Below are 23,820 nucleotides of genomic sequence, written 5' to 3' on the forward strand. Positions count from 1 at the left end.
CCTCCTTAAATTCGTTTGTTTCAGATACGTTTTCCTCATTTACCCAGCAATATAGAGATAACAATAACAGCCACAAGAATAATACAGATTAACCATGCCAGAGGATGACCGAAATTTATCGTCCAGCCTATGCCAAATCGCTTCTCAAGAAAAAGAGCTGGATCTGACGGGTTGTAGTAGATTCCTCCTAGCTTCCAGTAGCGATCATCATCCGTTGGCCCTGTTCCAATGCCGCTTGCGGTACCACCCGGCATCCGAATACGGCTCCCTCCTTGGCCTAAACGGACCGACAACCAAATAGATCCTATTACAATGATTACAGGTACCGCAGTAGATACAATGATGAGGCTTGATTGCGGCAAATCCAGAATCGGAAGGATCGTTATAAAGGAGAATAGCACTGTAGTCAAAAAGCCGGTAGCAACTAGAAAAACGGACCAGCTATGCCGAAATTTCATATTTCGCTGGACGGATGCTTCTGGATCTGCGGCATCGATCTGCTGTTTACTGATGACAATACTATAATTAATAAGAAGGAAAACAGCGATCATGATGAATTGCGTCCCAACCGGCCATAATAATGAGGAATATGATTTATCGACTACTCTAGTCGCGTTTCCGGCAAAATCATACTGCATAACCAATTGGTCTGGAAATTGATCATAGAATAGAAGTACGGCAGCCAGTGTCCCAAGGGATAGCAGGATATGAGGTATAAACCAGTAAGATGACACGCTTAGTTTACGACGTCTGAATGAAGTATCGACGATCGCGGACTGGATAACAGGACTCATCCACCCTTGCTCGCGCTTCATTTTTTTCATTTTAAAATGAAAGAAAAGATATACGGCGAAGGATACTCCGATCACAGCAAACGTATAGCCGCCTATAGCCAATGACATTTGTTTCTCATCGGATAGATTCATAAAGCTTGCAGCAGCAATAAGCAAGAGAATATGGAAGATAGCTAGAACAATAGCATAATTTCTCCTCATCCCCCGTATATCCGGATGCCAGTAAACCTCCTCTGTCACCGATATGCCAAAGCTTTCTGTTCGTCTTGTGAGATAGGGTGTCGCAATAAAAATAAAGCTTATGGGAACAAAAATAATGACTAGCATCAGCCAGAAGCCCCAATTTTCCATCGTGTTTGACCATCCTTTCACATACAGTTATTTGTAGGCAGCAGCGTATGGTTAAGTCGCTTTGCCCGATGAACGAATTTGTTTGAAAATCGAGCGGCATAATTCAAGCAGAGCATCCTCGCTTACATTATGGCATATCGACTCACTAATAATCGGCCTTACCTTCTCCTCCAATTGACGATAGTAGGCATCATCCGCCTCAGGTAGACTGTTCTGTACAACGACTCCCTTCTGACGATGGATCTCTACGTAACCTTCCTGCTTTAATGCTGAGTAAGCTTTGTTAACCGTATGCATATTTATACCCAGATCAGAAGACAGAGAGCGTACGGAGGGCAATGCTTCTCCTCGAGCAAGCGCGCCGCTGGCGATTCCTTCAATAATTTGGTTTGTCAATTGGGTGTACAACGGAACATCCGATTGCAAATTGATTTTAATCATCATCGCGGTCACCGCTTTCTTTGATGTCTGTTATACAACTACTATAACAGATAACACAAAATAATCAAGAAAAAGACGCTTGAATGTCAAAACCATTCGGCGTCTTAGCAATTAGAACAAAGCTTACGGACACAGGTTCCGCTATTTGTGATATTTATAGCTAATAGTGAGGCTAACGGACATGAAAGCCGCTATTCCCCTTGGAACGAGACATATTCGTTCATTTTCTTATCCATAACGGATCTGATGTCCGTAAGCATCCCTCAATCAGGTCAATTACAACGACGAATAAGGTCTATGGTGTCCGTTAAAGGCGATGGCTACACAAATAAGCAGCTTCTATCACCTCCAGTATCGTTATTGCCTATAGTTTGTCCACAAGGCGTTTCACATGTTCCTTCACTTGTCGTTTTTCCTCCTCAGTTAATGTGAAAGAGCGAACGGATTCTACATTATCATCAGGTATGAGTATGGTTAAAGGCTCTTGAAGCTCTTTTTCCCTAGTGCCTCCATCTTCCTGCATCGTTATATAAGATTTGCTGTAAGTAGAATGTTTGATTTCTGATTTAATAAAGTTTCCTACTAAATCATAGTAATCTTCTATCGTCTTCACATCAGACTTTATATAATCTTTGCCTTCTACCGTAATAGTAATTGCGTTTACCTTCTTGAAGCCTGTCTTTCCATGAATACCCTCTTCATTTGGATCAAGAGTTTCTATAATAAAAGCCTCAATGTGCTCATATTTTTCAGCAGTACTGCAAGCACTTAAGAAAATCAAAACAACCGAAATCATACTAAGCTTGATTACATTTGTTAGCCTAACCTTTCTTCTGTTAAAATGCACAGCCTCACTCCTTTGAGATCTACAGCAAGCTAAGACAGTTTTTCTTCTGCTCACCCTCTGCCATCGGCTCGTGCTTACAAACGCTCCATAATTGGAAAATGTTGCATGAGAACAAATGAAAAAAAGCCCATTACGTCGCAGCGTAAAGGGCCGATTACATCTATTCAAATCATCGTATTAGCTTATTTCGAATTGTGAAGTTTACTTAACCACACGCCAGAACGAACCTTTGGGCTCGTGACTTTCATTGAACAGCATTGGCCAGTTTTTCCGTCCCCGTATTGGAAAGTCGTTCAGCCATGTGTAATCATCCGCAGCTCCCCAGAATGTAACAGCATCAATATGCTTGTCATACTCTCTTAGCAGATTAAACAATTGTTCATACCGCTTCTCCTGCAGCTCCAACATCTCCTCAGTAGGATGAACTAAATCCGTACGGAGATCATCATGTCGGAACATCGATACATCAAGCTCTGTCAATTGCAATCTTAGACCGAGTGACGCGTACTTCTCTATGGCAGCACGGATATCATCTAAACCTGGACTATACAAGCTCCAGTGCGCTTGCAGGCCTATGCCATGCACCGGTACGCCCTGCTCAAGCAGCGACTTAACCAAATTATATATTTTATCGCGCTTCATTGGATTGGACTCATTATAATCATTGTAGAAAAGCTGCGCTTTAGGATCTGCTTCATGTGCAAATTCAAAAGCTTTGGCGATAAAGCCTGGTCCAGCGATATCCAGCCACTTGGATGGACGCAGCGGATCAGCGCCTTCGTCCGTAATCACCTCGTTAACGACATCCCATGCATAGATATCGCCTTTATAGCGCTTCACAACCGTATCAATATGTGATTTCAAACGTTCATATAATCGCTCACGGCTTACCGGGCTACCATCTGCTTCCTGAAAAAGCCATTCCGTCGTCTGATTATGCCAAACAAGTGTATGTCCTCTCATTTTCATACCATTTGATTTAGCAAAAGCAACAATTTGATCAGCCTGTTCAAACGTGTACGTATCTTCAGTAGGATGCACACTAGCGAATTTCATTTCATTCTCAGCGGTGATGCTGTTGTAATGTTTCGCAATCAGCTCACCCGCTTGAATGATGGTGTGCGGATTAACCGCTGCTCCGATATCGAATGATTGTTTAAATGCTTCATACAGCTTAGGTACACTGCTGTTTGTCTTGTTTTCCACTCTATCTCTCCTAACGATATTAGCCTTTCACCCCACCAACAGTCATACCTTTTACAAAGTATTTCTGCAGAAACGGATAGACCATAATAATAGGCAAGGATGCAACAATCGTCATCGTTGCTCGAATCGCGAACGGTGTTACCGTATTCCCGCCTGGATTGTTAGCATTGGCAAAAGCATCACCTGCTGATTTTGGCGTCAAGGAAGCATTCGAGTTCTGAAGAATTTTTTGAAGCTCATACTGCAATGTACTGAGATCGATATTGGATGAATTGTACAGGAATACGTCAAACCATTGGTTCCATTGGTATACAGCCGAGAACAGCGCCACTGTGGCAAGTACTGGAACACATAGCGGCAGAACGATGCTGTAGAACATTTTGAAATCACCGGCTCCGTCAATTCTTGCCGATTCCAGAATGCTTTCGGGCAAACCTTCGATAAAGGAACGAATAATAATCAAGTTAAATACGCCGATCAATCCTGGGAAAATATACACCCAAAAATTGTTGAGTAAACCCAAATCACGGATTAATAGAAAGTTAGGAATAAGACCGCCGTTGAAATACATCGTCAAAATGAAGGCTATCGTAACGAATTTGCGAAGCACAAAATCCTGTCTTGTAATGGTATACGCCACCATAGCGGAACAAAACACCGTAACTATTGTACCGATAACAGTACGTAGAATCGAGATTAGTGTTGCGTGAAAAATCGTTGCTTCCTTAAGCACATAACTATAGTTGTCTAACGTCCATATCCTTGGGAGCAAATAAATGCCGCCCTTTATTGAATCCGTCGCGTTATTGAGCGAAACTGCAGCCGTATTCAGAAAAGGATATAAAGTGACAATCATCAACAGCGTGAGAAAGGTGATGTTGCAAATATCAAATATTTGATCGCCGCGCGATGAGCGAATACGGCTTTTCTTTCTTGAAACAGCTTCTGCAGCCGAATTATTCATGATGCATCCTCCTTCTAAAACAGTCTGGACTCGCCCAAACGCTTCGCAATATTATTTGCTCCAAATAATAAGATAAAGCTAATGATCGTTTTAAACATGCCCGCCGCAATCGAGAGCGAATAATTGCCTTGCGCAATTCCGTATTTCAGAACAAATATGTCAAGGTTTTCGGAATAGTCGATGTTCATGCCGTTACCCAGCAAATACTGCGGCTCGAAACCTGATTCCAGCAAATACCCGATATTCATAATAAGCAAAACGATAATAACCGGCTTAATTCCAGGCAGCGTAACGTACCACATTCGTTTAATACGTCCTGCTCCATCCATTTCCGCCGCTTCATATTGTGCGGGATCAATCATCGTCATTGCCGCAAGATAGACGATTGTATTCCAGCCTACGTCCTTCCATACGGAGCCTGCTCCGAATATCCCCCAGAAATATTCCGGAATTCCAAGAAATAGAATTTCATTGCCCTTTTCTATAAAACCAAACCAAAGCAATAATTCATTAATAATGCCGTCTGTTGATAACGTCGTTTGAATAATGCTTGCCGCTACTACCCAAGAAATGAAATGAGGCAAGTAGCTTACCGTTTGAACAATTCGTTTAAAGGCAACCTTGCGCACCTCATTTAGCAGCAAAGCCAGTGTAATCGCGGTAACAAAACCAAGAACCAAATTAATTCCGCTCATTGCAATCGTATTTCTCAGGACGCGGATAAACCGTTCATCCTGAAACAAAAAATTAAAGTGGTCGAAACCTACCCATTTCTGTTCACTAAAGCTTTTGGCCGGCTTATATTTCTGGAAGGCAATTGTCCACCCCCAAAGCGGCATATATTTAAATATAAACAACCATACGAGAAATGGTACTGACATGAGAACAAGCACACGCTGCTCCAATAGCTTAATACCAAATCGCTTCAGTCCTGTCGGCTTCTTAGGCAACACCAGGTTTGACGTTGTCATTGTTGGTTTACTCTCCATTGTTTATCTCTCCTTCCGGACTGAATCGGGCTAAATATAAGGAAAGGCCGGCTTATGCTTACTAAGTCCGGCCTTTCACCGTTACTTAACGATTATTTTGCTGCATCGATCAGTATTTTAATTTGTTCAGTCGTCCATTTCTCGTAAGCAGCTGTATCAAGCTTGCTGAATGCAGCTAGATACTCTTCCCACACTTTATCGAAATCAGCTTGTTTAGCAAGGACAAGTTTAGGGAAATATTTTTTCGTAATTTCATCTTTTTTGGTTTCCCATATTTGTTGTGGAGAGCCTTGCTCCTTCGGAATTCCCCATGCCGGGTACCAAGGACGATCGTCTGGTGCAGCAAACATTTCCGAATAGGTCTTAACGCCATATTTATCTAAAATTTCTTTATCTTTTTCTGTCAAGCTTAATTGGAACACTTCAGGCTGAGATCCAGGAGAAATGGAGTTTCCATCCGGGAACGATCCGCCAGCGTATAGAGGCCAATTCCAAGAGTAATATTTAAAACCAAATTTTTCATTAAATGGTTCATCAATTTTAGCAATTTGTTCAGCCGTACGGTACATCCGGCCCTTATCATCTACTTCAAATGTATCACCTTTAATGCCCCATTTTTGAAGAATTTGGTTCTCATCTGTTAATAGATTATCCAAGTATTGAACGATGCGAGCAGCGTCCTTCGCACTAACGGTAATACCCAGTCCACGGTTTTTAACAAAGCCTGGAGGATCTAGATATTGATCCTTCTGTCCATCGAATGTAACAGGCAGCGGGAAGTAAACAAAATCGTCCTGCGTCGGGTCTTGCTTGGCAGCATCCTTCAACGCATTCTGCGCATTGCCAAATTGCCAACCGTAGTCGAAGAAGCCAACTACTTTGTGAGAAGTCAATTTCGCTAAATATTGATCGTAATTGTCTACGAAGGATGATTTATCGAATAATCCTTCAGCATTCAATTCGTTTAGTTTCTTCAGCCAACGCTTTGTATTGTCATCGGCTGCATATGTTTTCGCTTCGAAAGTCGTCATATCGACGATAACATTCCCGTCATTCGGATAACCAGCCAAATGGTTCGGAGGGTTAGAAGTTGCAAAGAATCTCCAGTCATGCGTAAGTGAGACCATACCTGTCAATTCTTCATCTTTATGCTTCTCTACAAAGTTTTTAATTAAATCTGTATAAGCGTCAAGTGTGGTGATCTTCGGATATCCCGCTTCTTTCAAGACGCGGCGTTGAACCCAGAAAGCACCTTGGTTAATATTTGGATCCGGAATATATTCACCAACCGTGTTTGAGAATGGCAGGAAGTAAATTTTTCCGTCCTCAGCTCTCATTTGATTGAAATATTGACCATAGACACGTTTAATATTCGGGCCATATTGTTCAATAAGATCGTCAAGCGCAATGAAGGCGCCTGCATCAAGAATTTTGTCGATTGCGGCATCCGGAATCATGACATCCGGATAAGCGTTTGAAGCAATCATTGTTCCGACCTTCGTATTCAAATCACCAACCAAGTGTTCAATTTTAAAGTTAACACCCGTTTGATCCTCAAGAATTTTACCAATGGTTGTCTCATTGGTATTAATATCCTTTGCTGCTGCAACGCCGTTAAAGTAACTAAACGTTACTTTATCAAGCGGCTTCGGTGTTTCTGTTTTGGCTTCCGTGGTTTCCTTAGGTTTGTTTGTAGCGTCTGACGGTTTTGTTCCCCCATCATTGCTATTTTTTGAGCATGCGGCAGTAAAAATCATGAAGGCGGCCAAACAAACGAGCAATAGTTTTTTTCTCACTTTTTTTCTAACCCCTTTCAGCCTCAACATTTTTGTAAGCACTTTCATTATAAAAAAAACTAGTTTATTTGTTTACCCTGTAAACTATAGTTCGTGTTTAAAAAAGCATATATACTTTTGACCCTCTTTACGAAAAGCTTCATTATTCAACGGGGACTCGGACTTGAATAAACGTACCTTTTCCCGGCTCGCTATCAAACAATATATGAAAACGGTCGCCATAAATCAGCTTCATTCGATAAATAACGTTTTGTACGCCGATACGCTCTCCAATCTCTTCTTCACTTTCTAAATAACCATATAGCTGTCTCACTTTGGACTCATCCATACCAATACCGTTATCTCTAATCATAAATATTAACTCATCACCCTCGCGTTCCACTTGAATCTTAATGCTTCCTCCATGCCTCAGAGGCTCTATTCCGTGAATGCTGGCATTTTCTACAAAAGGCAAAAACATCATTTTTGGCACTTTACAGGATTTAGCGGTTGGATCAATGCTAATTTCATATTCCATGCGATCCTCGAATCGATACTTCTGAATTTCAAGAAAGCAAATAATAAATTCCATTTCTTCGCTTACCATTACGCGGTCCTTGCCCCAGGTTAGCGAGGTTCTAAATATTTTGGCCATATTGTGGATGATTTTGGCTGTCTCCATCTCATCCTTAATTAAGCTGCGCATTCTTATCGTTTCTAGAGCATTAAATAAGAAGTGAGGGTTAATCTGGCTTTGAAGCGCATTGAGCTGTGCTTTCCTGCGTTCCAGCTCTAATGATTTCGTCTGGATATCCGCAATATATACATCATCAATCAAGCTTTTCACTTGGATGGTCATACGATTGAATTCGCTCGTTAATTGTCCAATTTCATCCAAATACTCAACTCCCTTTATGGTGTCGAAATTTTGGTTTTTTACTTTCTTCATATGCCTTAAAATTTGAACAAGCCGTTTATTCAACGAACCTGTAATCCATAAAATAATCAATGTCGGCAAAATCATGTTCAAGCAGGCCAAAGCAATAACAAATTCCCGGGATTGGCGTACAACCCTTAAAACCTCTTCCTCTGAAATCGTACCTATAATGCGCCAGTTCTCTAGATAACTCACATGCGATGGTTCAGATTGAATTGCGATTGAATCAGCAGGGAACGTTAATGATTCATAATCAACGGATTCTTTTCTCCAGTCTACAGCAGGGTCAGTTGTATACTCCACTTTTCCTTTATCATTGACTAAATAAATATTGCCTTGTAAATTTAGATTTTTAAAAATCTGTTCAATAGATCTCGTCTTCAAGTCAATTTTCACAAACTTCTTCCAATGCATTTTTGATTCATAATTATTCATTTCACTAATGACGCTGAAGGTATCTCGAATGCCCCTCTGGTCGCTCAGATATTGGTCCTCCTGCTGTGTCCGAATGAAAATAATGTGCGCATCGCTCCTTTCCGTCAGCTGTTGATACCAATCTGTTTCTTTCATTTCGTTCGATATAAAACCAATGCCGCCCGAATGCAGCATAGTAGGATTCTCAACAAAGATTTTAATATTTTGAACGGATGCGTATAAGGGCGTGTAGTTATTCAATATTCGGCGGAAATAAGAATCATAAGCTTCAACATAGGCGGCAGGCTCTACATACTCCGTTTCTAGTATTTGATTTATATTATAATCCAAATTAAAAACAGACGAGATAGTAACGGCATCCTCTACCTCGGACTGAAATTGATTATAGATCTGTTCCACCGCTCGCGAAATATCCTTCATCCGTTGATTTTTGACATTTTCTGTTGTCACATTATAGAAAATAACGTTCGTTAATACGATGGGAAGAAATACGCAAAATATATATAGGATGAACATCTTATTCCTTAGGCGAACATTATTGAGACCCAGGCGCAGCTTCACACGGATAATCCCCTTTTCCTCTGCAGTCGGCTAGTTTAAAAAGTATGCTTACATGAGTTTATTGCGGTATTCTGTTGGTGTCATGTGCTCAAGCTTCTCGAATTGCGTTACAAAATAATCAGCAGTGCTGAATCCCACCTTCTCAGCGATTTCATAGATTCGCATCGTGCTCGACTGCCGCAATAGCTTTTTGGCCTCACTCACCCTAAGCTGCAGTAGAAACTCATTAAAATAGGTGCCATGCGTTTTCTTAAATAATTGACCTAAATAGACGGGATTTACGTAAAAGAGCGCAGCAATACTTTTCAAGCTTATATTTTTCGAATAATTCGCTTCTATATAGCTTTTAATTTTGTGTATGTCTCCCTTTGTCTGTTCCTTCCTAAGCAAAGCGATACTTTGCATGCTTTCTTCAATAAAGGACATAAACAGCTTCTTTAATTCCCCTAACGACAGGTTCGTGTCCTGCCAGTTAAGCATTGGCTTCAACGTTGAGATTGATTGCTCATCACCATCCATGGAACGAATCGTCTTCATGATTCCCATCAAGCTTTGGTGGATGTTCAACTTCACTGCTTCCGGAGCATAACATTTCTCACGAAACTCATGAAACCATTGATCAACAGTCCCTTTCACTGCTTCAAGCTGCAGCTCTTCCATTTGCTCCATGAAATGAGTAAATTCAGCCGAATCAAGCCCGATGTAATTTATCGGCTCTGATTTTATTTGATCATAAATCACAATGCGTTTATCCTCATGTCCATATTTATACAAGGTCGCTTCCTTAGCTGCCTTATAGGATTCACGTATTTCTGACAAGCTATGGACAGGGCAGCCGGCATAAAGAAATACTCGTTCTCCTACATGGGTCTCCAGCTTTCTTCGAAATATAAGCAAAAACCGCTCAAGCTCCCCATCGCTTGAATCTAGCATATAGCTGGGCAGTAGAATGCCAATGCGATTATGATGCTCATGCAAACAGATCGGCTGATTGGCAGCCGTTACCCGAACGAGTTCCTGTTGGACAATTTCTTTAAATAGGGCGTTAGAAATTTGAACACTATCCGGCTGCCAACTCTGATTATCATTCAGCTCCGCGAACAAATAGTATAAATGATCAGCTGCTTCCAAATACAAGAGATGGGTCCATTCTGTAAGGGTTGCATCGCTTGCCTCACCTAGGATAAGAGATTTGATCATTTCACTGCCTATCAATCGCTCTTTTTTGGCTTGCTCTGCTTGTTCAAGTCCGAGCTTAGCATTCAATTTCACCAAAATACTGGTAAATTCAATTTCATCTATCGGCTTTACAACAAATTCATGGACGCCATAACGCATCGCCTGTTGGGCATATTTAAAATCGTTATAGCCGCTCATAATAATAAAGGTCGGATTAGCGATATTATTTACCGTGACCAAGCGAATCAGCTCTAATCCATCTATGACAGGCATGCGTATATCTGTAATTACCAGTGCAGGGCTGACACTTTTTATTAATTCGAGAGCGTCCTCTCCATTATCGGCTTCACCCATGATTTGAAATCCGCAAGCTTCCCAATCTATCAACTTGATTAGCCCCTTGCGCGTATACACTTCATCATCTACTAGGATCGCTTTATGCAGCTGCATCATTCATTCCTCCTCTTAGATCTGCGATAATGGCAGGCAGTCCATCTATTTGTTATTGAATAAGCATCTGCCCTATGTTAATTGAAGTAATTCACTCACCGTAACGAATTGATAGCCCTCTGCAGCCAGTTTGGGCAAAAGAATGCTTATCGCTTCAATCGTTTGCGAACGGTCTCCATAACCATCATGAAACAAAAGAACGCTTCCATTTCCAATATTGTCTATCGTTTTATTTATGATATGCTCGACGCCCGGCAATTCCCAGTCCCGAGTTTCCATATTCGTTGCTCCGATCATACTATAATTAAAGCTCTTTACGATATTATTTACTTTGTCGTTATAATCAAAAAACGGCGGACGAAAGGTTTGTGGTTTCTTGCCGGTTATTTCTTGGATTAATTGGTCCGTTCTTTGAAGCTCGTCCAGACATTGAGCTGGGTCTATTTGAGTCAAATACGGGTGTGTATACGTATGATTCCCAATCTCATGTCCCTGCTCATGAACGGCAGCAGCCAGCTCAGGATTAGCTTTTATTTGTTCGCCAATCATAAAGAACGTAGCCTTGCCGTTTTCTTCAGCAAACAGAGCAAGCAACTCCGGTGTATATTTCGGATTAGGACCATCATCGAAGGTGATGGCTATCGCTTTGCTCGATATGTTGACGCGATGGATAATTGTCATTTCATTCAATTTACTTGCCTCCCTATTATTTCATAAATGGAAGATCGGTGATTAGTAGTCTCCATTAAAACATACTTTGTTCATTTGTATAAATTGTAATTTCAAACCAACTTTTTCACAATGCAAAAATTATAGTGCCATGCCAGAAAACTATATACTTCTTAAAATGAAGTAAAAGAATCCGGCATATTTCAACATATTCCCTCACCGTTAATTGTGAATTCGAAATAAAAAAAGCTGTCCCAACAAGGCTTATGCCTGCTGAGACAGCTCCATATGCAGCTGAACCTATTAATTGAACGATGAAAAACGAATTATACCCATTTCCTAAATACGTTCCTTAACCCAAACTGTCATCTCGCCTTTGCCGCGATTTGCCCATGCATAGTACGGTATAAAGGTAACATTCTCTTGCTCCAACGCAGCATCTGCATTAGAACGGTACAACTCCGCCCCCCATTGCTCGAATTGCAGCCTCAGCGCTTCTGCTCTGATGACCTGAACGCCTCCAACTAGCTTATTGTCAAAGGTAGCCTCAAGCTTGGAGTCCTGTGGCAATAACAATTGCTGCAACTGCGAGCCATTGTCTGCTTCCTCGATGCAATAGACAAGCGGACCGCGCTGCAGGGCAACTTTGCCTGCATTTCGCCTCACTAGAGGATGGCTTCTGACGCGCATAATCGGCATCTCCAGCACAAGCTCTACGACATCGCCTGATACCCACTCGCGATTTATTTTTATATATCCGTCAACCAGCTGGTCACCTATTGCATAGGCTTCTCCATTCACTTGCACAACGGCTTTCGAAGACCAGTCCGGAACACGAAGCGCAAGCTCGAATGCTATAGGACGGTCAACCGTTACTTCGTAGCGTACAGTTCCTTCCCATGGCAGATTGGAATGCTGGTTAAGTTGTATTTGGGCATCATCGATTGCAAGCACGACTTCACCACCAATATACAGATGGGAATATATCGTATGCCCGCTTACCGAATACATATATTCACCCAGCGATGCCAGCAAACGTGCAATATTAGGTGGGCAGCACGCACAGCCAAACCATTCTTGGCGTACAGGCTTTACATGATTAAAGTTTTTATTTTTCCCCTCACAGGTGTCAGGCGCAACCTCCAGCGGATTGACATAGAAGAAGTGTCTGCCGTCTCTCGACATGCCTGCAATGACCGTATTGTACAAAGCCCGTTCCAGCACATCCGCATAGCGGCTGTTCGGCTCAAGCTGCAGCATGCGATGGGCGAAGAAGATCAGGCCTATTGAAGCGCAAGTCTCCGCATAAACGGTATCATTCGGCAGATCATAATCAAATGAGAACGCTTCGCCCGCAGCCATCGATCCGATGCCGCCTGTAATATACATTTGCTTAGACACAATGTTGTCCCATAGTCTGCGGCATGCATCCACGAGAGACTGGTCCCCGGTCTCGCGTGCAACGTCCGCCATGCCTGCGAGCATATATACAACCCTAACAGCATGGCCAGCTGCCGTATCCTGCTCGCGTACCGGTAAATGAGCTTGAAAATATTCATGATCAATATGGATTTTGTTCTTGCTCCAATGGGACGTCCAGCCTCTGCGCTCAGCTTCTTCGATGAAGAAGCTCGGCTTGGCTCCCCGTTTATCAATAAAATAACGGCTAAGCTCTAAATATTTGCGGTCTCCTGTCACATCATAAAGCTTCACAAGCGCAAGCTCAATTTCTTGATGACCATCATATCCGGCTATTTGTCCCGGTCCATCTCCGAATACAACGGCAATATCATCCGCTACACGGCATACAATATCGAGCAGCTTTCTTTTGCCTGTAGCCTGGAAGTATGCAACCCCTGCTTCAATCATATGACCCGCTGAATACAGCTCATGGCATTCCGTCAAATTGGTCCATTTCTGCTCAGGCGCCTTGATGGTAAAGTAAGTGTTTAAGTAACCGCTTGGCTCCTGAGCTTCACCGATAATGTCGATCATTTCATCTGCAACCTGCTCAAGCGCGGCATCCCGCTTTGAAATGAGCAAATAAGCTACTGCCTCAAGCCACTTTGCTACGTCGGTATCCTGAAACACAAAGCCGTAAAAATCGCCTTTTTCCATTCCAGCAGCAATTTTGAAATTGCTTACCGCTCCGCTTCGTTCAGCGCCCTCTACCCGGTCGTTAATTGCTTCCCACTGGTAAGGCACTACTACGTCTCTTACTAAATCGATATAATATTTCCAGAAGTTATCCCTTATTTCAACCTGTTTGAGCGAAACCGGCTTTGCTTTATTTATGCCAATTGCTTGTCCCATTGTTAGTCACGCCTCCCGAGCATCATTCAAATTTCCTTCTTTTCATTTCTATTGTATGCGTTACAATTAAACATAACTATAAACGGAACGAACCTGTTTCTTATAAAATTTCACACAAGCATGAGGGAAGGAAGCAATAGAATGATTGAAGCATCCGAGCAAGTTTATTTCGCAGCACCTCCACTGCCTTATTTTCTGGAATGCGGCATGACGCACTACGAGCCAGGCGATCAGCATCCCAATCGAAAGCAGCTTGGCATCTTCGATTTGATCATTGTGGAATCGGGCTGTCTCTCTATCGGCGAAGATGATCAAAGCTGGCATCTGACCGCGAATCAGACACTGCTCCTGCTTCCCGACCGTTATCACTATTCGGTAAAGCCAATTGAGGAAGCGACCCGCTTCTACTGGGTGCATTTCCATGCTGTCGGAGAGTGGCAGCAGTCCGGCCTAGACCATTCCAGCTTAAATCAGGAAGCGCATTACAACCGGTTCTTAACCTCTCCTTATTCCCTTCAATTGCAGAAGCATTGGCTGCTCCCCTATCCCGAGCAAGCCTACCACCTCATGAGAACATTAAACAAAGCAGGTGAAGAACGCGAATCAAGCGCCTTCTGGACGCAGCAGCAAGCATTCGAGGAGCTGCTGCGCATGATGGATTTACGTCAGAACGATAACTATACAAGTCCCGCTGTCACATTAGCCGAGAAAGCGGAGGCTTATATTAAAAAAAATTATCGTACTGAAATTACTAGTAAAACGATATCCGAAACACTCAATTTTCACTACAATTATATTACCCGGTGCATGAAGCAGGTGTATGGCATGACCCCAATCGATTACTTGTCCAAGTATCGGCTCGAGCAGGCAAAGCTGCTGCTGCTTAAGACCGAATGGCCGATTGCCGAAATCGCACAGTACGTAGGCTTTGAGAATGTCCCTTATTTCTCTAATTGCTTTACAAACAAAATCGGACTTTCCCCGACGAGCTTCCGAAAGCAGTTTACGAAATAAATCGGTATTAGAAGGAGTGGTATGGATTGATTGCTCTGTTTCGCTATAACTGGTTGGTTAGAGATGAATGGTTGGAATTATGCAAAAAAATGCCTGCTGAATATTTGGTTAGCAGCCGTATTGGAGGGGTGGGAAGCATCCTTTATACCCTGTTTCACATTATAGATGTGGAATATAGCTGGATACGCGGCATACAGGATAAGAGTGATATTCAAATTCCATTTGACGACCGGATGACGCTGCAGCGAGTGAAAGAGCTTTCTGACGCGTGGCGTAATGAAATCAAGCAATTCCTTCATGGATGGTCTAGCGATTGGGATAACGAATATGTGACCGTCTCATGGTCGCATGAACGCTATACAAAAGGTGAAATCCTACGGCATCTTATTGCTCATGAAATTCATCATATGGGTCAGCTGTCGATTTGGGCTAGGGAACTCGGCTATGAGCCGATCTCTGCGAATGTGATTGGGCGAGGATTACTATAATATAATGCAATGCTGAGTTTAGCACAGCCTGAATAACATAGTGAACTCGAACCGCCTGCTTCGCTTTGTGATATGGTTCACCGTATCACTCTAACCGCAAGATTTAAAGGCACTCGCTTGTGTGCCTTTGTTATATATCATATGATATGGTTTTAGCGTGACGACCCGCATCTTCTCTTTTCGGAACTACTATAATTCCGACATTAGAAACAATTGATGTTAAGTAATCATCTATTGAGGTTACTTTGATAGAATTTACATTAATTGTTCCATTAGGTGATTATATTAACCATTCATCAATACCTTTGCCATCATGCTCACTTACCAGAGACCATTAATTCAAAGTAATTTTCTTTTTCCAATTTAACTCATCGCCCTGTTCATTCTTGAACAGAAACACAACCTGACCTTCCTCGCCTTTCATCGCATCCGAATAGAAGAAGCCGGAGAATTGTCCGTTGCCGCTAATGTAAAAACCATCTTCGCCGTTTGCTCCATGCTGGATGGCTTCTTGAACCGAATTAATAACGACGTTCTTCTTGGAAATCCATTGCATTTCAGCTAACGCGTATCCTTCTGGGACCTTATTCACTGCAAAATCGAAGCTATTTCCCTCAATTGGTTTGGCAGTCTGATCGATAATAATTAAGATTTGCTCGTCGGAGTTTGTTGAATCATTCCCATTAGCGAAGGTATTCTCTTGATTGGTTTCAGTTGGCTGCGTGTTTACAGTGTCCGTTGCTGATCCGTTGTTAGCCATTGTGCCGCACGCGCTGGTCAGAAGCAGCGCGAATAGCGCTAGTGTGAGAAAGAAGATTTTTTTATTGTTCATTAGGTTCTTCCCTGCTTTCATTCAAGTTAAAATAAAATGCCACGCCTTGATTCGTATTCACTACACCAAACTTGCTTTCATGAAGCTCCAAAATATGCTTGACGATCGCAAGCCCCAGTCCGGTCCCTCCAGATTTACGATCACGGGAACGCTCTACCCGGTAGAATTGGTCCCATATGCGGGTCAGATCCTCCTCAGCAATGGGCGATCCAGCGTTTTCGATTACTGTGGTTACCTTTCCGGCAGAAGTACGCCTGATGCCAATTGTAATGATGCTGTTCTCCACTGCATACCGAATAGCATTGCTTAATAAATTCAGAACTACTTGTTCAATCCGTCTAGGGTCCGCCTCTACGAATAGTTCTTCCTCTTCCTCTTCTTCATTTTCCACCATGATTTGAAGGTGTTTGCTCTCCAACTGCTGAGCAAACGTTTCGATCACCTTCTGAATAAGGTTTGTTATGGATAAGCTTCTGGGCTGTAATAGGATGGCCTTGGCTTCGAATTTGGAAAGCTCCAGCATATCCATAATTAAGGCGTTCATCCGATCCGTTTCGTTGATAATGAGGGCAAGATAACGATCTCTTTTATCGCCTGCCACCCCGTCCTGCAGCCCTTCCGCGAAGCCTTTCACGATGCCTAGAGGGGTTTTCAACTCATGGGAGATGTTCGCGGTCAGTTCTTTGCGAAGCTGCTCGGAGAGCTTCTTTTCTTCCACATCCTCATGCAGCTTCACATTCGCATGGGTAAGTTCCTTTAAGGTTGTATCTAAATTCCGAGATAAAGCGATCATACTGCGTGACAGCTCCCCGAATTCATCCTTCGAATGGATTTCAGGCTGTACAGTAAAGTCTAGCTTGGCCAGACGCGCTGCCGAGCGGCTTAACTTCACTAACGGACGGGAAATCATTCTGGAATATATCAAGGACAGAATGATCGCTAGCAAAACAATGATCGGCGCGATATAAATAAAATACTGCTTGAGTATATCGACGGCTTCCCCGACAGGCTGCAGAGAGGTCATGACGAATAAATAACGATAACGATCATCTTTACCCACTGATAGTGATCGAATGAGAACAGAATACTGGACACCGCTCCATGGGTCTGACCATTCCAACTGAACAGGCGAACCGTCCTGCAAGCGAGCCTGATATTGTTCCTCTGTCGAAATCCAGTACCTAAGCGCGTCATCCATAAGGGCGTCCTGATAAAGAGGGTTGTACGATCGCTGCTCAGGGAGCATTAAATCCGTTATCTTCCCTTTTACTCGTACCAATCCCTGTTCGGGAGTTAAGCTTGTTTGCTGTATGACTACAGGATGCATAATCGTATCTTCCTCATCCATGTAGATCCCATCTACCACCAGCATATCGCCGATCTGAATGCCATGCGGGATTTTATCCATGGTCATTCCATTCGTCGGAATGGGAATGGTAATGGTCTTGCTGTCTGCTTGCAACTGTAGAAAATAAGGATTGATGTTTATTCGCTCAAAACGATTATTCAAGATGGAGGTACTCGTATCATTATGATTCATGAATGCGCCGAGCAGCCTTGAAACCTGTTGTTCGTTGGATTGTGCCTGTATGAATTGTTCCGCGAATTGATTCATATTCCGTTCTAGTGCATGGATCTTGGACATCCGATAATACCGCTCGAAGAACAAGCCTTCTGCAAGCATCACCAAGGTAAAAACAATCAAAATGAGAACAGACGTGACGACGAAAAGCTTAAGAATTACACCATGCCTTCTCATGCTTCCATTTCAAATTTATAGCCTGAGCGAATGACGGTGCATATATATCTGCCCTCATCTGTGAGCTTGGCTCTTAATTTTTTGATATGGTGTCCACTGTACGCAAATCCCCCAAATAGTCGTACCCCCAGACCGCGTCCAGAATATACTCACAAGACAGGACCTTGCCATAGTGTTTGGTGAGAAAAAGAAGCAAATCGTACTCTTTCGGTGATAGATTGATCGGTTCTCCCGCCACGGAAACGGTATGTGCCATTCTGTTCACCAATAAATTACCATAGACAAGCAGATCTCCTTCACTACCTATCGTCCCTTCCGTTCTTTTCATCAAAGCGGTAGCTCGAGCCACCAATACCCTTGGGCTTAGGGGCTTCGTCACATATTCATCTGCACCTAGCTCGAAACCCATCAATTGGTCATCGTCTTCCGCCCTTGCCGTGATGATAATAATGGGTACGTCCGATTTCTCGCGAATGCGCCTGCATACCGACCATCCATCCATTTCCGGCATCATAATGTCCAGAACAATCAGATCAACTGTGGTCTGTCCGAAAATCTCAAGCGCGAGTCTTCCGTTCTCCGCTTCAACCACTTCCCACTGTTCCCTTTTGAAATAATCCGTTATAAACTCACGCATAAGCATATCATCCTCGACTAACAGTATCCTTCGTTTCATTGCCACACACCCCATATCCGCCCGCAGTCTTTCTTTATATTAGTATGGACATGAATACTCTTATACTATTATGCACACAACACCTCCGTTTGTACTTTCAAGACTCAGTATAGAGTAGTCCTGTGTACATCGTGTGTACTTTGTGTGCAGAAGCTGTTGACTTTTTTTAGTTGTAACTGAGTATATATAAGCACAAAATGTCAATTCGCAAGAGTCAAATTAAAAAGAAGGACCATCCAAGTGGATGGTCCTTTATCAGAATATTAGTGGCTTGGGGGGTTTATTGGCTTATTTGGCCGCCATCTACCGTGTAAATGGATTGGGACACGTAAGAGGCGTCGTCGGACAGCAGAAAAAGTGCTACATTGGCTACTTCTTCCGCTTCGCCGTATCTTCCCAAAGGTACTGCAGCGCCAAATGCTTTTCTTGCTCCTTCGGTATCCTCGGGAACTGTATTTTTTTCAATATTGCGCATCATTTTCGTATTAATTACGCCAGGAGCCACAGCGTTCACACGAACGCCGAACGGAGCCGCCTCTAATGCAACCACCTTCGTCATTCCGATAACTGCATGTTTCGAGCTGTTATAGCCTACAAACCCAGGAGAACCGATTAGCCCTGCCCCCGAGGCTGTATTCACGATACTTCCGAATCCTTGCTTCTTCATGACAGGTACCACATATTTTAGACCTAGAAATGCGCCTTTGACATTGACATTAAAAACGAGCTCGAACGTTTCCGTAGGATAATCCTCTACATTTGCGGTCGTACCTTCGACTCCTGCATTGTTGAAGAAACCGTCGATTTTGCCGAACTTTTCAACAGTTGCATCGACGTAGGCCTTAACCTCTTCCTCCTTGGCAACATTAGCTTGAAGAGCGACGACACTTGAATCATCAAGGCCAAGATCAGAAATAACCTGTTGTACTGCGTTCAAGTTCAAATCCACCAAGGTAAGTTTTGCTCCTTGCTCTGCAAGTTTTTTGGCTGTTGCTTTCCCAATCCCGCCTGCTGCTCCGGTAATAACGATGACTTTGCCTTCAAATTTTCTCATGAGTATTCCCTCCCGTGAGTGTAAGTGTATCTTGTCTCGATGCCATAGACTTTATTATTGAGCTGTATAGCCGCCATCTACAATCAGACTGTTGCCCGTCATGAAAGAGGAATCATCGCTAGCCAAGAACAGTACCGCTTTTGCCATTTCTTCCGCTTTGCCGAGGCGCTTCATCGGAGTTAGCGCAGATAAAGCCTGCTTGCTCTCTTCCGGAATAATCGGAGTATCAATGAAACCTGGACACAATGCATTAACGCGGATATTGTGTTCTGCATATTCAAGTCCGAGCGAACGCGTTAAGTTTATGACGCCGCCTTTAGCTGCATTGTAGGCTGCTGAACCAGGTGAACCCACCCATCCGTACATGGATGCTGTATTGACGATCGCGCCTCCGCCGGTTTTCAACATCTCGCGGATCGCTTCTCTTGCTACTAAGAATACGCCATCCAAGTCAACGTTTACCGTGTTGCGCCACTCCGAGTATTCCAAATCATGCGAAGGATGAACGCGCCCGATCCCTGCATTGTTGAATACGACGTCAACTTTGCCGAAAGCTTCTACCGTTTGTTTGAAAATATTCGCTACTTCTTCTTCGCTCGTAATGTTTGCTTTGACGAATAGCGCTTCCGCATTCTGCGCCTTTAGTTCGCTCTCGAACGCCTTACCTTTTTCTTCATTTAAATCAACAAGAACCACTTTTGCTCCTTCTGAAACAAATAAACGCGCTGTTGCTGCACCGATTCCCGATGCTCCCCCAGTAATCACGGCTACTTTGTTTTGCAATTTGCCCATCGTTGATTCCTCCAGTACAATATTATTAATAGCGCTCATTTATCACGTATCACGTGAATAATTGTGCTATTTTGTTCACAACTTAATTGTACTCTTCTCCTCACAGTTAACCAATCATCAAGATAGACTGAAATGTCGATTTAGTAGACACATAGCGTAATAATGTCTTTTTTTGTGAAGGAGACTTTTCATGAATAACGAACAAATGGTGACATCTCAGCGTCGAAGCAGAACCCAAGAACATTTGAAAACTGCCCTTATCAATCTCATTAAAGAAAAGGGTTATCATTCCATTTCTGTAAAAGACATTGTAGATGATGCAGCTTATAATCGCAGCACCTTTTATGTCCATTACCAAGATAAATTTGAACTGGCTGAACAACTACTCACTTCAATGCTTCAGGGATTGGAGGATGCCGTAGGCAAACCCTACGTTCCCGGACAAAAAGTATATACGTCAAAACTAAACGTCCTGTCCTTCAATATCGTTACCTACATTTATGAACACCATGATTTTTTCGAGCTTATCCAATACGATGATACTTTACCAAGGCTGCATACGGCTTTCCCGCAAACCATTCTAAAGATCTACATGGAGCAATTTGTTTTCGAAACGATCAATAACATCCCCGTAAATATGGATTACTTTAAGCTTTATACCGCCTATGGCTTCTACGGGCTTATTCTGAATTGGATCAAAATCGATTTCAGGGAACCTAAAGAAGAGTTTATCCAAGAGGTAATTGATTTAACCAAAACACATATGTACTCGGTAAAGTATGTAGGAAATTAACGAGGCGAGGTTTCGAGAGATTATAAAAAGACAAGTCAGCCGGAACCAGGGATGCAGATGAAAAGCGATAAATAGCTAAGCAATTACCTTCATTACCCTGATGGGGTTCATCGTGCAATCTCCTAAGCGACTCCACTTAGAATTTCGCCCTACTTATGGTAAGGTTCACCGTAACAATTATAGAGAGAAAGCGAAAGGGTACCCGATCAGGTACCCTTCTCATTGATCCGTTTAACCGTATCGTTCTATAGATGTCTGAGTTTCTCAGGATTTGCTACGGAATAAATGGTTTTGATTTGATTATTATTAAAAGCAAACGAATAGATATATTGAAGATCTTCGCTTATAATAATTCGAATCCCCGGCAGTCCATTCACGGTAAGGTAAACGTAACTATATTTTCCTTCGTACATTTTCAGTAGGTTCTGAAGCAGCTTGATGACTTGATCTATGCCGGCAACCGGAAGCCGTGCCGCCCTGACTTTGCCTCCGCCATCAGAATAAAACACGACGTTTTCGCTTACTAATTCAAGAAGCCTCGTTGTATTCCCTTGCATGAGAGAGTTGACGAAATCTTTGACTTTCTCTTCGGCCACCGAAATAGAAGGGGTTGGATCCAGATCGAAATGGATGCTCTTTTGGACGCGATGGAAGATTTGACGGCAATTCACGCTGCTTTTTCCTATCATTTCGGCGATTTCGTCATAAGAATAGTGAAAAATCTCCCGGAGAAGAAATACGGCTCTCTCCACGGCGTTCAGTTGTTGCAGAAGCAACAGATAAGCCGTTGAGATTGATTCGCGTTGCAAGTAAGCTTGGGAAGGATCTGTGTCCAGTGTCCCATGACCAATCAAAGGCTCCGGAAGCCAAGGTCCAATGTATAGTTCCCGTTTATGTGCGGATGAGCGTAAAAGGTCCAAACAACGATTCGTCACGATCTTATATAAAAAGGCCCTTTTATTTTGAATTGCTGCCGTGTCCGGCAGTTGATCATAAGCAAGGAACGCTTCCTGTACGATGTCTTCCGCATCCATGACACTCCCCAGCATTCGATAAGCTAACGAAAAAAGCGGAGTTCGATACGTTTTATACAATATTTCGATTTGCATTTTCGGGCTTCCTCTCCGTATACTCGCGAGCGAGTATGCACTGTATCGCTCTTTTGGCGCTAGCCGTCGCAGCATCGACCAGAAGTTCGCCGTGCGATGCCCATTCTCCTGCCACATATAATCCGGATATCTCCGGAACAGCGGGCCCCGGCTGATGCTGACGTCTCATATGCAAGAAATCATGGCAAACCGTAATATGAGGTAGATATTGCTTCGCAACCAATTCGTCCCGCCAACCCGGCTGTACTAAATCTAGGGTTTGTTCTAAATCATGTAAATCCTTATCTGGATTTTTCTCCTCTCCTTGATACTTGATCACGGATATGACTTGAGCGCCATCATCACTCAGGTAGGCCGCGCGGGATTGATTGCTGAGAAAGATCGTTTGATCGATCCCGTAAACGAATTGCTGTTTCGGTTTCGAAAGACGTCGCAAAGCAACATCCAAACAAGCGGCAGTGATCTCGATGGCCTGTTCTCTCCAAGCATGAAGCGCGGTTGCTTCCGCGTTCAGCACCAATTGATGGGCGACGGCAGGAGGAGCGGTGAGGATGATATGTTTCGCCTCGACTAGCGTACCATCTTCGCATCTAACATGCTGTACGGCTCCATCTCGGTGCTCGATTGCAACGACTTTGCTGCTCGTCAACATCCTTACCCCATGTTTAGCTGCAATTTCTCTGAGTTCATCGATTATGGCCCCCCACCCTCGATCCAGGTACAACACGCCTTGAAGCGAATGTTGGAGTTGCTGCAACACCGGTCCCGCAGCCTGCATGTCTGGAGCTGCCACATAGCTTGCCGTTCGCAGCAACGCGTAGAATAAATTCCGTACCATGGGATCATGCAAATTGCCTTCAATCCAATCACGAAGACTGATTTGATCATAGCGATGGGTATCCAATTTTCCGAATTTCGCGAGCCAAGAAGCCAGCTCAACCTTTCCTTTCCATGATAAGAGAGAGGTGGTGAGCAGAGATTTAAAGCCCATCGGCATCGTAAGCAATTTCCCCTTCCATATCCCATACCCATCGATCGAAGGTTGATTACCTTGGAGGCGCAGACCTAATTCACGGAACGTTGCAAGCGCATCTCCATGATACAAGGCATGACCGCCTAAGTTGAAGTAAGCCCCTTTTATCTTATTGGAAACGGCCCGACCTCCCAAGCGATCCTGTTTTTCAATCACAATCGTTTGTTTTCCCGCTTTTGCTGCATAGATTGCTGCTGTTAACCCCGCTACTCCTCCACCCACAACTGCTACTTCATATTTCAACATCGGAATCATTCCTTTCAATTTTGTACCAGTATGACGGGAAAGGGATGCATAATGTGACACTAATAAAGAAACTGTGAAAATTAAATAACAGCGGAGAAGTGAATAACAAAAAA

20 protein-coding genes and 1 pseudogene are annotated in these 23,820 nt (G+C 43.2%); 3 read left to right on the forward strand and 18 right to left on the reverse strand.

What is annotated here, in order from left to right:
• Positions 1-35: 35 nt before the first annotated feature.
• The 11 genes from CEF13_RS21990 to CEF13_RS22040 all read right to left on the reverse strand — a co-directional run bounded on the left by CEF13_RS21990 (position 36) and on the right by CEF13_RS22040 (position 13,911).
• Complete coding sequence (locus tag CEF13_RS21990) at positions 36-1,145, reverse strand: DUF1648 domain-containing protein (RefSeq protein ID WP_102714019.1); 1,110 nt, start codon at positions 1,143-1,145, stop codon at positions 36-38.
• 51 nt (positions 1,146-1,196) lie between these two features.
• The gene (locus CEF13_RS21995) at positions 1,197-1,589 is read right to left on the reverse strand and encodes a GntR family transcriptional regulator (protein WP_102714021.1); all 393 of its coding nucleotides are present in this window, start codon (positions 1,587-1,589) and stop codon (positions 1,197-1,199) included.
• 361 nt (positions 1,590-1,950) lie between these two features.
• Positions 1,951-2,433, reverse strand: a complete 483-nt coding sequence (locus CEF13_RS22000) for a hypothetical protein (RefSeq protein ID WP_244917112.1) — start codon at positions 2,431-2,433, stop codon at positions 1,951-1,953.
• A gap of 201 nt (positions 2,434-2,634) precedes the next feature.
• Positions 2,635-3,639, reverse strand: a complete 1,005-nt coding sequence (locus CEF13_RS22005; protein ID WP_102714023.1) for an endo-1,4-beta-xylanase — start codon at positions 3,637-3,639, stop codon at positions 2,635-2,637.
• Positions 3,640-3,658: 19 nt separating this feature from the next.
• A complete protein-coding gene (locus CEF13_RS22010; RefSeq protein WP_102714025.1) occupies positions 3,659-4,603 on the reverse strand; it encodes a carbohydrate ABC transporter permease in 945 nt (314 codons plus the stop codon).
• 14 nt (positions 4,604-4,617) lie between these two features.
• The gene (locus CEF13_RS22015; RefSeq protein WP_102714027.1) at positions 4,618-5,592 is read right to left on the reverse strand and encodes an ABC transporter permease; all 975 of its coding nucleotides are present in this window, start codon (positions 5,590-5,592) and stop codon (positions 4,618-4,620) included.
• A 92-nt stretch (positions 5,593-5,684) separates the two neighbouring features.
• Positions 5,685-7,418, reverse strand: a complete 1,734-nt coding sequence (locus tag CEF13_RS22020) for a type 2 periplasmic-binding domain-containing protein (protein ID WP_243864383.1) — start codon at positions 7,416-7,418, stop codon at positions 5,685-5,687.
• A gap of 112 nt (positions 7,419-7,530) precedes the next feature.
• Positions 7,531-9,300, reverse strand: a complete 1,770-nt coding sequence (locus CEF13_RS22025; protein ID WP_341806258.1) for a sensor histidine kinase — start codon at positions 9,298-9,300, stop codon at positions 7,531-7,533.
• Between the two features lie 48 nt (positions 9,301-9,348).
• The gene (locus CEF13_RS22030) at positions 9,349-10,932 is read right to left on the reverse strand and encodes a response regulator (protein WP_342352590.1); all 1,584 of its coding nucleotides are present in this window, start codon (positions 10,930-10,932) and stop codon (positions 9,349-9,351) included.
• A gap of 69 nt (positions 10,933-11,001) precedes the next feature.
• Positions 11,002-11,610 carry a polysaccharide deacetylase family protein gene (locus CEF13_RS22035; protein WP_102716502.1) on the reverse strand — a complete coding sequence of 203 codons (609 nt, stop codon included), beginning with the start codon at positions 11,608-11,610 and terminating at the stop codon, positions 11,002-11,004.
• A 327-nt stretch (positions 11,611-11,937) separates the two neighbouring features.
• Positions 11,938-13,911, reverse strand: a complete 1,974-nt coding sequence (locus CEF13_RS22040) for a glycoside hydrolase family 127 protein (RefSeq protein ID WP_102714033.1) — start codon at positions 13,909-13,911, stop codon at positions 11,938-11,940.
• 141 nt (positions 13,912-14,052) lie between these two features.
• Here CEF13_RS22040 and CEF13_RS22045 point away from each other — a divergent pair, with 141 nt between their 5' ends.
• The gene (locus tag CEF13_RS22045) at positions 14,053-14,925 is read left to right on the forward strand and encodes a helix-turn-helix domain-containing protein (protein ID WP_102714035.1); all 873 of its coding nucleotides are present in this window, start codon (positions 14,053-14,055) and stop codon (positions 14,923-14,925) included.
• 26 nt (positions 14,926-14,951) lie between these two features.
• A complete protein-coding gene (locus CEF13_RS22050; RefSeq protein ID WP_102714037.1) occupies positions 14,952-15,413 on the forward strand; it encodes a DinB family protein in 462 nt (153 codons plus the stop codon).
• 334 nt (positions 15,414-15,747) lie between these two features.
• On the opposite strand, the gene CEF13_RS22055 is transcribed toward CEF13_RS22050, so the two are convergent.
• The 5 genes and pseudogenes from CEF13_RS22055 to CEF13_RS22075 all read right to left on the reverse strand — a co-directional run bounded on the left by CEF13_RS22055 (position 15,748) and on the right by CEF13_RS22075 (position 20,526).
• The gene (locus CEF13_RS22055; protein WP_102714039.1) at positions 15,748-16,245 is read right to left on the reverse strand and encodes a hypothetical protein; all 498 of its coding nucleotides are present in this window, start codon (positions 16,243-16,245) and stop codon (positions 15,748-15,750) included.
• Complete coding sequence (locus CEF13_RS22060) at positions 16,235-18,004, reverse strand: sensor histidine kinase (protein ID WP_102714041.1); 1,770 nt, start codon at positions 18,002-18,004, stop codon at positions 16,235-16,237. The genes CEF13_RS22055 and CEF13_RS22060 overlap by 11 nt, the downstream gene beginning before the upstream one ends.
• Positions 18,001-18,680: pseudogene (locus tag CEF13_RS22065) on the reverse strand (response regulator transcription factor). Before CEF13_RS22065 ends, CEF13_RS22060 begins: the two are co-directional and overlap by 4 nt.
• Before the next feature lie 280 nt (positions 18,681-18,960).
• Entirely contained in the window at positions 18,961-19,734 is a 774-nt protein-coding gene (locus tag CEF13_RS22070; RefSeq protein ID WP_102714043.1) for an SDR family NAD(P)-dependent oxidoreductase, read from the reverse strand.
• A gap of 54 nt (positions 19,735-19,788) precedes the next feature.
• Entirely contained in the window at positions 19,789-20,526 is a 738-nt protein-coding gene (locus CEF13_RS22075; protein WP_102714045.1) for an SDR family NAD(P)-dependent oxidoreductase, read from the reverse strand.
• 190 nt (positions 20,527-20,716) lie between these two features.
• On the opposite strand from CEF13_RS22075, the gene CEF13_RS22080 reads away from it, so the two are divergent.
• A complete protein-coding gene (locus CEF13_RS22080; RefSeq protein ID WP_208414396.1) occupies positions 20,717-21,319 on the forward strand; it encodes a TetR/AcrR family transcriptional regulator in 603 nt (200 codons plus the stop codon).
• A gap of 245 nt (positions 21,320-21,564) precedes the next feature.
• Here the strand turns inward: CEF13_RS22080 and sigJ are convergent, their stop codons facing one another.
• Both sigJ and CEF13_RS22090 read right to left on the reverse strand, forming a co-directional pair.
• Entirely contained in the window at positions 21,565-22,428 is an 864-nt protein-coding gene (sigJ, locus tag CEF13_RS22085) for an RNA polymerase sigma factor SigJ (RefSeq protein WP_102714047.1), read from the reverse strand.
• Positions 22,406-23,707 carry a phytoene desaturase family protein gene (locus CEF13_RS22090; protein WP_102714049.1) on the reverse strand — a complete coding sequence of 434 codons (1,302 nt, stop codon included), beginning with the start codon at positions 23,705-23,707 and terminating at the stop codon, positions 22,406-22,408. The genes sigJ and CEF13_RS22090 overlap by 23 nt, the downstream gene beginning before the upstream one ends.
• Positions 23,708-23,820: the final 113 nt, after the last annotated feature.

It is taken from the genome of Paenibacillus castaneae, assembly GCF_002884445.1.
Classification (GTDB): Bacteria; Bacillota; Bacilli; order Paenibacillales; family Paenibacillaceae; genus Pristimantibacillus; species Pristimantibacillus castaneae.